Genomic DNA, 12,558 nt, shown 5'->3' on the forward strand with positions numbered 1-12,558 from the left:
GGGCCGTACAGGGCGGGTGGCGGTCCTGGGCGAGCGGTGAGTGCCGGGCGGCGGGCGGTGGTGCTGGCCGCGGCGGATCCGGCCAGTCCGTACGGCGCCGCGCTGCCCTGGCCGCAGCATCCCGGCGAAGTCGGGCACAAGCCGGGCAGGAAGGCGGGCTCCCTGGTCGTCCTGGTCGACGGCCATCTGGTCCTCTACGTCGAGCGCGGCGGCAAGACGCTGCTGTCGTACGCCGACGACGAGCGCCTGCAGCCGGCCGTGGACGCGCTGGCCCTGGCCGTACGTGACGGGGCGCTCGGCAAGCTGACCGTGGAGCGGGCCGACGGCGCCTCCATCATCGAGTCACCGCTGGCGGCGGCCCTGGAGGCGGCCGGATTCCATCCCACACCGCGCGGACTGCGACTTCGCGCCTGACCCCATCGCTCCCATCACCGCGAAGAAGGCCACGCACAAGTACCTCGCCACAGTGGCGCCACCGCGACCTCGCCCCCTTCCCGCACCGCGACAGCAACACGTCACGGCGAGCGGATCAGCGGCGGGGGCGTCGTCACAGCGGGGGCTCGACGTGAGTGACCGCAGCCGGGTGGCAGTGGCGAGGCGACAGCGGCACGGCGATCGTGATGATCCTGAATGGCGGGACCATGTGCGGCGTGGGCATGTGGGTCCCCTACCGGGGGAAGAGGTGTAACTCCTCACCTGTATACGATTAGTCCCCATATGACTGATCTGACGCTGGGCGCGGCCCACCAGACCTTACGCGACGAGGTCACCGCGGAGCTGCGGCGCCGCATCCTCTCCGGAGCGCTCGCCCAGGGAGAACGGCTGGTCGAGGACCGGCTGGCCGCGCTGCTCGGCGTGTCGCGCAACCCGGTACGCGAGTCCATCCGGGTCCTGGCCGCCGAGGGGTTCGTGCAGGTCGTGCCGCGGCTGGGCGCGACCGTCGCGCGACTGCGCGACTGTCGGCCGAGGAGGGCGAGGAGCTGTTCGACGTACGCATGGCGATCGAGGGCCTCGCCGCGCGGCTGGCGGCGCGCAAGCGGACGCCAGAAGCGGCCGAGCGGCTGCGGCGGGTGCTCGAACAGTCCAAGGAGGCCGTGGAGGCCGGGCGGCTGGCGGAGGTGGCGGATTTCAACACCGCCTTCCACCTGGCCGTGGGCGAGGCGGCGGGCAACTCCTACCTCAGCCTGATGATGAAGCCGATGCTCCAGCGGGCGCAGTGGGTCTTCAGCCAGACCGCCGCCGCACGCGGGCCGCACTCCTGGTCGGAGCACCTGAGCCTGTGCGAGGCCATCGCGGCGGGCGACGAGGATGACGCGCAGGCCAGGGCGATCGCGCACGTCGCGGCGGCCAGGCGGTCGTTCCTGACAGCGGTCGGCCGAACAGCAAAACACCCGAACGATTAGAAAACGCCTAGATAACAACATAGCGTTATGAAACACCAGTGAAATGTAAGGTCTTGTATACAGTCTCCTATCCCCTTTTACGGAGGCCTCATGAGACCGTCCCCCAGGCTCGTCGCGGTGCTCACCGCCCTGCCCGTCGCTCTGGCGGCGTGCGGCGGTGGTGGCGGCTCGACGGGCACGCCCGCGGCCCCTCCTTCGATAGCCGGCGCCTCGGCCGACAACCGGCCGGTCAAGGCCGGTGGCACGCTGAACATCGCGCTCAACGCCGACCCCGACGCGCTCGACCCGAGCGTATCGACCACACTGGTGGGCCGCGAGGTGTTCGCGAACATGTGCGAGAAGCTCTACGACATCGACGCCACGTCCACGCTGATCCCGCAGCTGGCCAGCGCGTTGCCCGAGCTCTCCGACGACGGCAAGGAAGTGACGATCAAGCTGCGTGAGGGCGTGAAGTTCAACGACGGCACGGCGTTCGACGCCGAGGCCGTCAAGAAGTCGCTGGACCGGCACCGGACCTGGGAGAAGTCCGCCCGCCAGGCCGACCTGGCGGCGGTGTCCAAGGTCACCGTGGTCGACCCGGCCACCGTCACGCTGACGCTGTCGCAGGCGTTCACGCCGCTGACCGCCCAGCTCGCCGACCGGGCCGGGATGATCATGTCACCGAAGGCCCTCGACGACGCGGGCGACAACTTCGGCGCGAGTCCCGTGTGCGTCGGGCCGTTCAAGTTCGCCAGCCGCACCTCGGGCAACCAGATCGTGCTGGACAAGTCCGCCGACTACTACGACGCGGCCAAGGTCAAGCTGGACCAGCTCGTATACAAAATCATCGTCGACCCCAACGTACGGGCCGCGAACCTGAAGTCCGGCGACGTGCAGGTGGCCGACCAGCTCGCCACCAACACGGTCAAGGGCGTGCAGACCGACCCCAACCTGACCGTGGTCTCCGGCGGCGGCCTCGGCTACTACGGCATCACGATCAACACCGGCAACGCCAACGGCTCCACCGAGAAGCCCGGCGCTGTCGACACGGCGCTGGCCAAGAGCCCGCAGCTGCGTGAGGCGTTCGAGCTGGCGCTCGACCGGGACGTGATCAACAAGACCGTCTACAACGGCCTGCACGAGGTGGACTGCTATCCGGTGCCGCTGGACAGCCCCTACCGCACGCAGGACCTGCAGTGCCCGAAGCGCGACCTGGCCAAGGCCAAGCAGTTGGTGCAGGCGTCCGGTGTGCAGACCCCGATCCCGGTCACGCTCACCAGCCCCAACGACGCCACCAACGTACGCCTGGCGCAGGTCATCCAGCAGATGACCAAGGAGGCGGGCTTCAACGTGAGCGTGCAGAGCGCCGAGTTCGTCAGCACCCTGGAGCAGGGGAAGTCCGGCAAGTTCGACGTCCTGCTGAACGGCTGGTCGGGCCGCGTCGACCCGGACGGCAACCTGACGAACCTGGTCACCACCGGCGGCAGCAACAACTACAGCGGCATGTCGGACCCCGGCATCGACGACCCGATCAAGGAGGCCGCCGCCGAGACCGACACCGCCAAGCGCGCCGAGCTCTACGCCAGCTCCATGAAGAAGGGCGCCGAGCTGCGCGGCGTTCTGTACCTGTACCACAACAAGTACTACCTGGGCATGAGCAAGACCGTCGCCGGAGTCCAGTACTTCAAGGACGGCCTGCCGCGCTTCGTCACCGCCGGGTTCGCCGCGTAATGCTGTGGTTCATCCTCCGGCGCTGCGGGTCCGCGGTGATCGTGTTGTTCCTGGGCAGCGTCCTGATCTTCCTGGGGATCAGGGCGCTGCCCGGCGACCCGGCCACGGTCATGGCCGGCGAGGAGGCGTCGCCCGCCGTGGTCGAGGCCATCCGGCACGAGTTCGGCCTGGACAAGCCGCTGCCCGCCCAGTACGTCGACTACGTCACCCAGACCCTCACCGGCAACCTCGGCCGCTCCACCCAGGACCAGTTGCCGGTGATCGACATCATCGTCGAACGGCTCCCGGTCACGATCGAGCTGTCCGCGCTGGCCATGCTCGTCGCGATCGTCGTCGGCGTGGGCGCGGGCATCGTGGCGGCCGTCCGGCGCGGCCGGGCCGCCGACTACGTGGCCACCGGGTTCGGCCTGGCCGGGCTGTCGGTGCCGCACTTCTGGCTGGGCCTGCTCGGCATCCTGCTGTTCGCGGTCACCTGGCGGGTGCTGCCCGCCTCGGGGTACGTCCCCTTCACCGAGGACCCCGCGCAGAACCTGCAGCGCATGATCCTGCCCGCCATCGTGCTCGGCACCGGCTTCGCCGCCATCCTGATGCGGCAGACCCGCTCGGCCATGCTGGGCGCGCTGTCGGCCGACTACGTCAGGACCGCCAGGTCCAAGGGCCTGTCCGAGGCCAAGGTGGTGGGCGCCCACGCGTTGCGCAACAGCCTGACGACCGTGGTCACGGTGCTCGGCCTCCAACTCGGCGCGCTGATCAGCGGCGCCGTGGTGACCGAGCAGATCTTCGTGATCCCCGGGTTCGGCAAGCTGACCGTGGACGCGGTGCTGACCAGGAACTATCCGGTCATCCAGGCCGTGGTGCTGATCACGGTCATCGGATACGTGCTGGTCAACCTGCTGGTCGACATCGCGTACGCCTTCCTCAACCCCCGGATCCGGTTGTCGGGAGGCCGGCATGACTGAGACTCCGGTCGTAACCCTTCGGCGGGGCAGGTTGTGGCGGCGCTTCAGGCGCCGGCCGATGCCGATGACCGGGCTGGTGCTGGTGGCCGGGTTCCTGCTGCTGGCGCTGCTCGGGCCGCTGCTGACCGGCGACCCCACCACCCAGGACTACCTGGCCACGCTGGCGCCGCCGTCGGGCGCGCACCCGATGGGCACCGACGACCTGGGCAGGGACGCGTTCGCCAGGATCGCGCACGGCGCGCAGGTGTCGCTCCAGGCCGGGGTGCTCTCCACGTTGCTCGCGATGGTGATCGGCGTCCCCATCGGGCTGGTCGCCGGGTTCTACCGGCGCTGGCTCGACCCGATCGTGATGCGCCTGGTGGACGTGACGCTGGCGTTCCCGTTCCTGGTGTTCGCGGTGGGGCTGGCGGCGATCATCGGGCCCTCGCTCAAGGGCGTGGTGCTGGCGCTGGGTTTCTCCCAGCTCCCGGCGATCATCCGGATCACCCGCGGCGAGGTGCTGGCGATCAGGGAGATGGACTACGTGGCCGCCGCCATCGCCGACGGCGCGGGCGACGGGCACCTGATCTTCCGCTACGTGCTCCCGAACTGCGCCAGCCCGCTCATCGTGCAGGCCACGGTGGCGATCCCGGCGGCGATCATCGGCGAGTCCACACTGTCGTTCCTCGGGCTCGGTGTGCAGCCGCCGACGCCGTCGTGGGGCGTGATGCTGACGACCGCGCAGCAGTACCTGAGCGACGCGCCCTGGCTGGCCATCTGGCCCGGGCTGATGATCGCGCTGGCCACGCTCGGCTTCAACCTGCTCGGCGACGGGCTGCGTGACGTCCTGGACCCGAGGAGCGGCCCATGAGCCTGCTGGAGATCACCGACCTGACGGTCGGCTTCGACACCGAGGACGGCTTGGTGCAGGCGGTCAGGGACATCTCGCTCACCCTGGAGGAAGGCGAGATCCTGGCGTTGTGCGGCGAGTCCGGCTGCGGCAAGTCGGTCACCGCGATGTCGGTGCCCAGGCTGCTGCCGCCCGACACGACCAGGTTGTCCGGCTCCGTCACGCTGGACGGGCGCGAGCTGACCACGCTGCCTGAGCCGGAGATGCGGCGCGTACGCGGCAAGGACGTCTCGGTCGTCTTCCAGGAGCCGATGACCTCGCTCAACCCGTCGTTCACCGTCGGATTCCAGATCGCCGAGGTGCTGCGCAGGCACGAGCGCCTGTCCCGCGGGGCGGCCGCGAGCCGGGCTCTCGAACTGCTGGAGCTGGTCGGCATCCCGGCCCCGGCACGCCGGATGAAGGAGTATCCGCACCAGCTCTCCGGCGGCATGCGGCAGCGCGTGATGATCGCGATCGCGGTGGCCTGCTCGCCGCGGGTGCTGATCGCCGACGAGCCCACCACGGCGCTCGACGTGACGATCCAGGCCGGTGTGCTGGACGTGTTCCGCGACCTGCGGGACCGGCTCGGCACCGCGATCATCCTGATCACGCACGACCTGGGCGTGGTGGCCGACATCGCCGACCGGGCCGTCGTCATGTACGCGGGCCGCGCCGTCGAGCAGGCCCCGGTGACCGAGTTGTTCGCGAACCCGCGGCACCCGTACACGCTGGGTCTGATGAACGCCCTCCCGTCGGCCGCCGTGAACGGGCGGCTGGCCGAGATCCCCGGCATGGTGCCCTCGCCGCTGTCGGACCCCGACGAGTGCGCCTTCCAGGACCGCTGCCCCCGCGCCCAGTCGGACTGCCGCCTGTCGAGGCCCCAGCTCGTACGGCACGCGGAAGGCCATCTGGCCGCCTGCTTCCACCCGGGAGGGAAGTCGTGATCCTGCGGATCGACAACCTGGTCAAGCACTACGGCCCGGTGCGCGCGGTGGACGGCCTGTCGCTGGAGATCGGCCAGGGCGAGGTGCTCGGCCTGGTCGGCGAGTCCGGCAGCGGCAAGTCCACGGTCGGCAAGTGCGTGCTGCGGCTGACCGAGCCCACCTCGGGCGCCGTCGAGTTGGACGGCAGGGACATCACCCACCTGTCGCGCCGGGCCATGCGCCCGCTGCGCAGGGACGTCCACATGGTCTTCCAGGACCCCTACTCCTCGCTCAACCCGCGCTTCACGATCGAGCGGATCGTCGGCGAGCCGCTGCTCAGGCACAAGGTGACCGGCCGGCGGGAGACCTCGGAGCGGGTGTCCGCCATGCTGGAGAAGGTCGGGCTGCGGCAGGAGATGCGCTCACGGTTCCCCCACGAGCTGTCCGGCGGGCAGCGGCAGCGGGTGGGGCTGGCCAGGGCGTTGATCCTGGAGCCGAAGCTGGTCGTGGCTGACGAGCCGGTGTCGGCGCTCGACGTGTCGGTGCAGGCGTCGGTGCTCAACCTGATCACCGATCTGCAGCGGGACATGGGCTTCTCGTGCCTGTTCATCACGCATGACCTGTCGGTGGTGGAGTTCCTGGCCGACCGGATCGCCGTCATGTACCTCGGCAAGATCGTCGAGTCCGGGCCGACGGCCGAGATCTTCGCGGCGCCGCGGCATCCGTACACGCAGGCGCTGTTGTCGGCCGCGCCGGTGGCCGATCCGGTCAGGCAGCGGGAGCGGCGCAGGATCGTGCTGGGCGGCGACGTGCCGAGCCCGGTCGATCCGCCGTCCGGGTGCCGTTTCCACACGCGGTGCCCGCTGGCGTACGACGCCTGCCGTACCGAAGAGCCCCTCTTGATCGACACGCGTGGCAACGGCCATCCGGCCGCGTGCCACCTGATAACGGCGGACCGCCTCCCCGACGCGGCCGCGACCAAATAGAAGGAGAGATCTTGTTCACCACCAGGCCCGAGCTGACGGGCGACTTCGGCATGGTCGCCAGCACGCACTGGCTGGCCTCGGCCACCGGCATGAGCGTGCTGGAACGCGGCGGGAACGCCTTCGACGCGGCGGTGGCCGCCGGGTTCGTGCTGCAGGTCGCCGAGCCGCACCTGAACGGCCCCGGCGGCGAGGTGCCGATCCTGTTGTGGAGCGAGGCGGACCAGAAGGTGTCCGTGGTGTCCGGTCAGGGCGTGGCGCCCGCCGCGGCCACCATTGAGCGCTTCACGGAGCTGGGCCTGGACATCGTGCCCGGCACCGGGCTCCTGGCGGCGACCGTGCCAGGGGCGTTCGGCGGCTGGATGCTCATGCTGGAGCGCTGGGGCACCTGGTCGCTCGCCGAGGTGCTGGCGCCCGCGATCCACTATGCCGAGCGCGGGATCCCGGTCCTCGAACGGATCTCCGCCACGATCGAGACCGTCAGCGGACTGTTCCGCGAGGACTGGCCCACGTCGGCGGCGACCTGGTTGCCCGGCGGCGACGTGCCCGCGGCCGGGTCGAAGCTGGCCAACCCGGTGCTGGCCGCCACCTACCGGCGGCTCGTCGCCGAGGCCGAGTCCGCGTCAGGCACCCGTGAGGGACAACTCGCCGCCGCCAGGAAGGCCTGGTACGAGGGCTTCGTCGCGGAGGCGATCGCCGAGTTCAGCGCCAAGACCGCCTGGCGGGACAGCTCGGGCGAGGTGCACGGCGGCCTGATCTGCGGCGACGACCTGGCCGGCTGGTCGGCGTCGGTCGAGGAGCCGCTGACCTTCGACTACCACGGGCACACCGTGTGCAAGACCGGGCCCTGGGGCCAGGGACCGGTGTTCCTGCAGCAACTGGCCCTGCTGAACGGCTTCGACCTGGACGAGATGGGCCATCTCAGCGCCGACTACATCCACACCGTGACGGAGGTCGCCAAGCTCGCCTTCGCCGACCGCGAAGCCTGGTACGGCGACACCGACGTGCCCATGGCCGACCTGCTCGGCGAGCCGTACAACGCCGAGCGGCGCCGGCTCGTCGAGGTCCAGGCCAGCCTGGAGCTGCGGCCCGGCGCCCCCGGCGGCAGGCAGCCCCGGCTGCCCGACTTCCCCGCGCCGGGCACGGCGAGCGACGCCCCCGGCGTCTCGGGGGGCCGCCGCGCGCCGCAGGGCGTCGGCGAACCCACCGTGGCGCGCGACGGCTCCGTGAAGGGCGACACCTGCCACGTCGACGTGGTGGACCGGCACGGCAACATGGTCTCCGCCACTCCCAGCGGCGGCTGGCTGCAGAGCTCCCCCACCATCCCCGAGCTGGGCTTCTGCCTGGGCACCAGGGCGCAGATGTTCTGGCTGCAGGACGGGCTGCCCGCCTCGCTGCGGCCGGGGACGCGCCCTCGGACCACGCTGTCGCCGTCGTTCGCGCTCAGGGACGGCCGGCCGTGGCTGGCGTTCGGCACCCCGGGCGGCGACCAGCAGGACCAGTGGAGCGTGAATTTCTTCCTGGCCGTAGTCCACGGCAAGCTGAACCTGCAGGAGGCCATCGACGCCCCGATGTTCCACTCCGAGCACTTCCCCAGCTCGTTCTTCCCGCGCGGCTCCCGTCCTGGCGTCCTGCACGCCGAGGACCGCGTGGACCCTGGCGTGCTGGCTGAGCTGCGGCGGCGGGGGCACGAGGTCGAGGTCCAGGGCCCGTGGGCCCTCGGCCGGCTGAGCGCGGTGGCCAGAGACGGCGGCTTCATCAAGGCCGCGGCCAACCCGCGCGGCGCGCAGGGCTACGCAGTCGGCCGATGACGCCGGCTGATCTGTTCTTTCTGGTAGGAGCCGGTCTGCTGGCCGGGGCGGTGAACGCCCTGGCCGGCGGCGGCACGCTCATCTCCTTCCCCGCGCTGCTGGCGCTCGGCTATCCGAGCCTGACCGCCTCCGTGACGAACGCGGTGGCGCTGTGGCCCGGCTACCTGGGCGGCGTCCTCGGCTACCGGACCGAGCTGCGCGGCCAGCGGCGCAGGGCGGCGACGCTGTCGGTCACGGCCGTCCTGGGGGCGGGCGTGGGCAGCGCGCTGCTGCTGGTCACGCCTGGCCGGGTGTTCGAGTCGCTGGTGCCGTGGCTGGTGGCCTTCGCCAGCCTCGCGCTGCTCGCGCAGCCGTGGTTACGCAAGCTGTTCGGCGGCGAGGCGGACGGCCCGCCCAACAGGATGGTGTACGCCGGGGTCTTCCTCGGCGGCTGTTACGGGGCCTACTTCAACGGCGGCATGGGTGTGCTCCTGCTGACCGTGCTCGGCATGTTCCTGCACGACAACCTGCATCGCGTCAATGCCGTGCGGGCCACGCTCGCGCTGGTCATCAGCACGGTGTCGGTGGTGGCTTTCGGGCTGTTCGGGCCTGTGCAGTGGCAGGCGGTCGCGGTGGTCGCGCCGGCCAGCCTGGCAGGCGGCTTCCTCGGCACGCGGCTGGCCAGGCGCCTGTCCGCCAAAGTCCTGCGGGGGGTGGTGGTCGCGTTCGGCCTGGGGGTCGCGGCGGCACTCGCCCTGCGCTAGTGCCCATTAGGTGCCCATTTGGTGCTACGCCACCGTGGCCTCGATGAGGTCGTCGACCACGTCCTCCAGGTCGTTGGCCCTGGCGTGGACCCGGCGCTGCCGTATCGCTCCCGAGCCCTCGCGCAGCAGCCGGTCCAGCCCCTCCTGGACGAACGTCAGGTCGCCGGCCTCCGCCAGCGCCGGGCGTACGTGCTCCAGGAGGCGCCCCGCCATCACGGGCGCCGGGACCAGCGTGCCGTGGCGCATGTCCAGGCTGTCGCCCAGCAGCCCGTCGCGGGCCGCGCGCCAGTAGGCGGCGCGCACCACCTCCGACGGCACCGGCAGCCCCCGGTCCCCGCGCCCGAAGGCGGCCAGCGCGGTCACCACCAGGGCGCGGATGAGCCCGATCAGGGTGAGGCTGTCGCTCACGTCGAGCGGCACGTCCGCCACCCTGATCTCCACCGTGGGCAGGCTGGGCGACGGGCGGGCGTCCCAGTAGACCGTCTTGGGGTCGAGCAGCGCGCCCGACTCCGACAGCGCGCGCAGGGCCAGCTCGTAGTCGCCGAACGTGGCGAAGTACGGGGGCGCGCCCGAGACCGGCCAGCGCCCCCAGCTGATCACCCGCCAGGACGCGTAGCCGGTGTCGCGGCCCACGAAGAACGGCGAGTTGGCGGCCAGCGCGATCAGCGTCGGCAGCCACGGCCGCAGATGGTTGCCGACGTAGACGGCGTGCTCCTCGTCGGGCACGTCCACGTGCACGTGCAGGGCGCAGATACTGATCTCATCCTGTAACGCCCGATAGAGGACCCGGCCCCGCAGGTAGCGGACGTCGTCGGTGAGCGGCGGCGACATGACGTGCCCCAGCACGGGCATGCCGCTCGCGACGACCTCCAGTCCGCACGAGCGGGCCGCGCCCGCCACCTCCTTGCGCACCAGGCGCAGTTGCGCGCCCAGCTCGCGAAGGTCCGCGGAGGGCGGTGTACGGGCCTCCACCTGGAACCTGGTGATTTCGTGCACCACGTCGAGCATGTCCGTCGCCGCGGCCAGGACATCGGCCGCTCGGGGTGCCACGTGGCGGGTGCGGGGATCGACGACGAGGTATTCCTCTTCGATCCCGATCAACGGAACCATGCCTGCACCTCGCTGGGGAGTCCACAAGCCTCCGTACGAGGTTGTGCCCGTAGCGCGCCCTGCGGAAAACCTTCCTGCGAGGAGGTTGTCAGCCGGTGAATTCTACGGGGCCGTAGCGGGCGTCCCCGGCCTGCGTGGACATCGCCCAGTAACGGTCACCGTACGACCAGTGCCACCATTCGGTCGGGTAGTTGACCAGGCCCACCGGCTCCAGGGCGGCGGCCAGCAGCTTGCGGTGGACGCGGGCGTCGGCGGAGATGTTGGGGGCGGCGGTGTAGCAGGCGCCGTCGCTCTGCTCCGGGTTGTCGTTGACCTGGGTGCCCATGTCGTATTCGGTGCCGTCGGGGGCGCACAGGGTCAGGTCGACGGCGGCGCCGGCGGTGTGGGGGGCGACGTCGACCGGCGACACGTACCGACTTGCCGCGATATATGCCTCTTCAGGCGACATTTCGGGGAAGGTGGTCTGGAGCTCGGCCCGGTACCCGTCGAAGATCCGGCGCTGCGTGGCGATCGGGCGGTAGCCCTCGACGATCAGCAGGTGGAAACCCTCGGGCAGGCCACGCTCGGCCCGCTCCAGCCGATCGAGGAGACCCCGGCGAAGGTGCGCGTACGCGCCCGCGTCGTCGGCCAGCCGGCCGTCCACGCGCAACCGCCCGCGTACGTCGGCCAGCGGCTCGCCGCATTCGCGCACCGGAATCGAGGTGACACGGGGATCGGAGATGAGCACGACATCATTGGGGGACTGCCACATGGGCAGAGATTCTCACACAGTATCCGAGAAGACCTGCTCCCGGGCCTGCTCCAGAGCCGCCACCAGCGCCCCCCGCAACACCGGGTTCCCTGACACCCTGGAGGCGAGCACGGTCGGCCGGCTCGGGCACACCCGGGCCACCGCCTCCTGCACCTTGGCGGCCAGCCGCTCGCCGCCCGCCCGGCCGACCTCGCCGCTGAGCACGATCAGCCCGGGGTCGAGCACCACCGTCACGGCCGCCGCGCCCACGGCCATCCGCGCCGCCACCGCGTCCAGATAGCCCTCGTGGCCGCTCCGCACGAGGTCGGGCACGCTGTTGCCGGTCACGCCGTGCTCGCGGGCCAGGTCGCGCAGCGCGGCGTTGCCCACCAGTCGCTGGAACGAGCCCGACTGCGGCTCGGCGACGTCGATCGGCAGCGGCTCGCCGGGGACCGGCAGCCAGCCGATCTCGCCCGCTCCCCCGCTGATGCCCCGGTGCAGCCGGCCGCCGAGCATGACGCCGAGGCCCTGGCCGACGCCCGCCCAGATCACCACGAAGTCGTCGTGGCCGGCGGCGGCGCCGTACGCGTGCTCGGCGAGGGCGACCAGGTTGACGTCGTTCTCGATCGTCACCGAGGCGCCCAGCGTCTCTCGCAGGCTGGCCAGCACGCCGACGTGCCAGGCCGGCAGGTCGATCGACCAGCGCACGTCGCCGCTGCCCGGGTCGACCACTCCCCTGGTGCCGATGACGAACGCGCGCAGCCGCGACAGGCTGACGTTCGCCGTGTCGCAGGCGCGCCGTACGGCTTCGTGGACCGCTTTGACCAGATCGCCGCCGTCCGACGGGTTGAGGGTGATCTCGACCACGGTCCTGCCTGTGATGTCCGCCACACCCACGATGAGACTGTCGGGCAGGACCACGAGGCCGGCGACGTACGCGCTGGAGGCGACCACGGCGTACAGTGCGGCGTGCGGTCCCCTGCCCCCCGCGCGCTCGCCCGCGACCTCGACCAACCCTCTCTCCTCCAGGCGAGCGAGCAACTGACCTGCGGTTACCTTGGAGAGCCCGGTTCGCTCGCCGAGCTCGGCACGGGTCAGCGGGCCGTCTCCGAGGAGGAGCTCGAGTGCCGCGCGGTCGTTCAGCCGGCGCAGCAGCCGGGGAATCCCCGGGCTTCGACTCATTCACGCACCCCTCTCGTCACGAATGGCTAACGGGCGTTTTTTTTAAGAAAGTTTCTTGTTAGTTTAGCAGCGTCGTTCGAGATTGACGATTCAGCCTGGTGCGAACCGTAGGCCAGCACCCGGGAAGGGAGAACCC

General features: G+C 70.9%; 12 protein-coding genes and 1 pseudogene. 10 read left to right on the forward strand and 3 right to left on the reverse strand.

The window, feature by feature from the left end:
- The 10 genes and pseudogenes from ITP53_RS24835 to ITP53_RS24875 form a co-directional block, all read left to right on the forward strand.
- On the forward strand, window positions 1–414 hold a 414-nt coding region (locus ITP53_RS24835; protein ID WP_195897850.1), incomplete at its 5' end, for a DEAD/DEAH box helicase family protein.
- Between the two features lie 303 nt (window positions 415–717).
- Window positions 718–930 (forward strand): annotated as a pseudogene (locus tag ITP53_RS61235) (GntR family transcriptional regulator); the annotation flags it as partial.
- Window positions 931–980: 50 nt separating this feature from the next.
- Window positions 981–1,403: a GntR family transcriptional regulator gene (locus tag ITP53_RS57840; protein WP_268961134.1), complete on the forward strand. Its 423-nt coding sequence runs from the start codon at window positions 981–983 to the stop codon at window positions 1,401–1,403.
- A 90-nt stretch (window positions 1,404–1,493) separates the two neighbouring features.
- Window positions 1,494–3,113, forward strand: a complete 1,620-nt coding sequence (locus tag ITP53_RS24845; RefSeq protein ID WP_195897852.1) for an ABC transporter substrate-binding protein — start codon at window positions 1,494–1,496, stop codon at window positions 3,111–3,113.
- Entirely contained in the window at window positions 3,113–4,072 is a 960-nt protein-coding gene (locus ITP53_RS24850) for an ABC transporter permease (protein WP_195897853.1), read from the forward strand. The genes ITP53_RS24845 and ITP53_RS24850 overlap by 1 nt, the downstream gene beginning before the upstream one ends.
- Window positions 4,065–4,922 carry an ABC transporter permease gene (locus ITP53_RS24855; RefSeq protein WP_195897854.1) on the forward strand — a complete coding sequence of 286 codons (858 nt, stop codon included), beginning with the start codon at window positions 4,065–4,067 and terminating at the stop codon, window positions 4,920–4,922. Before ITP53_RS24850 ends, ITP53_RS24855 begins: the two co-directional genes overlap by 8 nt.
- Entirely contained in the window at window positions 4,919–5,884 is a 966-nt protein-coding gene (locus ITP53_RS57845; protein ID WP_195897855.1) for an ABC transporter ATP-binding protein, read from the forward strand. The genes ITP53_RS24855 and ITP53_RS57845 overlap by 4 nt, the downstream gene beginning before the upstream one ends.
- Window positions 5,881–6,849 carry an ABC transporter ATP-binding protein gene (locus ITP53_RS57850; RefSeq protein ID WP_328815642.1) on the forward strand — a complete coding sequence of 323 codons (969 nt, stop codon included), beginning with the start codon at window positions 5,881–5,883 and terminating at the stop codon, window positions 6,847–6,849. The genes ITP53_RS57845 and ITP53_RS57850 overlap by 4 nt, the downstream gene beginning before the upstream one ends.
- Window positions 6,850–6,899: 50 nt before the next feature.
- Window positions 6,900–8,657: a gamma-glutamyltransferase family protein gene (locus ITP53_RS24870; protein ID WP_207756396.1), complete on the forward strand. Its 1,758-nt coding sequence runs from the start codon at window positions 6,900–6,902 to the stop codon at window positions 8,655–8,657.
- A complete protein-coding gene (locus tag ITP53_RS24875; RefSeq protein WP_195897857.1) occupies window positions 8,654–9,400 on the forward strand; it encodes a sulfite exporter TauE/SafE family protein in 747 nt (248 codons plus the stop codon). The genes ITP53_RS24870 and ITP53_RS24875 overlap by 4 nt, the downstream gene beginning before the upstream one ends.
- A 24-nt stretch (window positions 9,401–9,424) precedes the next feature.
- Here the strand turns inward: ITP53_RS24875 and ITP53_RS24880 are convergent, their stop codons facing one another.
- The 3 genes from ITP53_RS24880 to ITP53_RS24890 all read right to left on the reverse strand — a co-directional run bounded on the left by ITP53_RS24880 (window position 9,425) and on the right by ITP53_RS24890 (window position 12,422).
- Window positions 9,425–10,510 (reverse strand): carboxylate-amine ligase, encoded by a 1,086-nt coding sequence (locus ITP53_RS24880; RefSeq protein WP_195897858.1) that lies wholly within the window; start codon window positions 10,508–10,510, stop codon window positions 9,425–9,427.
- A gap of 88 nt (window positions 10,511–10,598) precedes the next feature.
- Window positions 10,599–11,261 carry a M15 family metallopeptidase gene (locus ITP53_RS24885; protein WP_195897859.1) on the reverse strand — a complete coding sequence of 221 codons (663 nt, stop codon included), beginning with the start codon at window positions 11,259–11,261 and terminating at the stop codon, window positions 10,599–10,601.
- Between the two features lie 12 nt (window positions 11,262–11,273).
- Window positions 11,274–12,422, reverse strand: a complete 1,149-nt coding sequence (locus ITP53_RS24890) for an ROK family transcriptional regulator (protein WP_195897860.1) — start codon at window positions 12,420–12,422, stop codon at window positions 11,274–11,276.
- Window positions 12,423–12,558 lie beyond the last annotated feature (136 nt).

This window comes from Nonomuraea cypriaca (genome assembly GCF_015645445.1).
Lineage (GTDB): Bacteria > Actinomycetota > Actinomycetes > Streptosporangiales > Streptosporangiaceae > Nonomuraea > Nonomuraea cypriaca.

Bases quoted from the DNA above. Each gene is read 5' to 3' on its own strand.
- ITP53_RS57845 (WP_195897855.1), top strand. From the start codon at position 4,919: ATGAGCCTGCTGGAGATCACCGACCTGACGGTCGGCTTCGACACCGAG.
- ITP53_RS24855 (WP_195897854.1), top strand. From the start codon at position 4,065: ATGACTGAGACTCCGGTCGTAACCCTTCGGCGGGGCAGGTTGTGGCGG.
- ITP53_RS24870 (WP_207756396.1), top strand. From the start codon at position 6,900: ATGGTCGCCAGCACGCACTGGCTGGCCTCGGCCACCGGCATGAGCGTG.
- ITP53_RS24845 (WP_195897852.1), top strand. From the start codon at position 1,494: ATGAGACCGTCCCCCAGGCTCGTCGCGGTGCTCACCGCCCTGCCCGTC.
- ITP53_RS24880 (WP_195897858.1), bottom strand. From the start codon at position 10,510: ATGGTTCCGTTGATCGGGATCGAAGAGGAATACCTCGTCGTCGATCCC.
- ITP53_RS24850 (WP_195897853.1), top strand. From the start codon at position 3,113: ATGCTGTGGTTCATCCTCCGGCGCTGCGGGTCCGCGGTGATCGTGTTG.
- ITP53_RS24890 (WP_195897860.1), bottom strand. From the start codon at position 12,422: ATGAGTCGAAGCCCGGGGATTCCCCGGCTGCTGCGCCGGCTGAACGAC.
- ITP53_RS24885 (WP_195897859.1), bottom strand. From the start codon at position 11,261: ATGTGGCAGTCCCCCAATGATGTCGTGCTCATCTCCGATCCCCGTGTC.
- ITP53_RS24875 (WP_195897857.1), top strand. From the start codon at position 8,654: ATGACGCCGGCTGATCTGTTCTTTCTGGTAGGAGCCGGTCTGCTGGCC.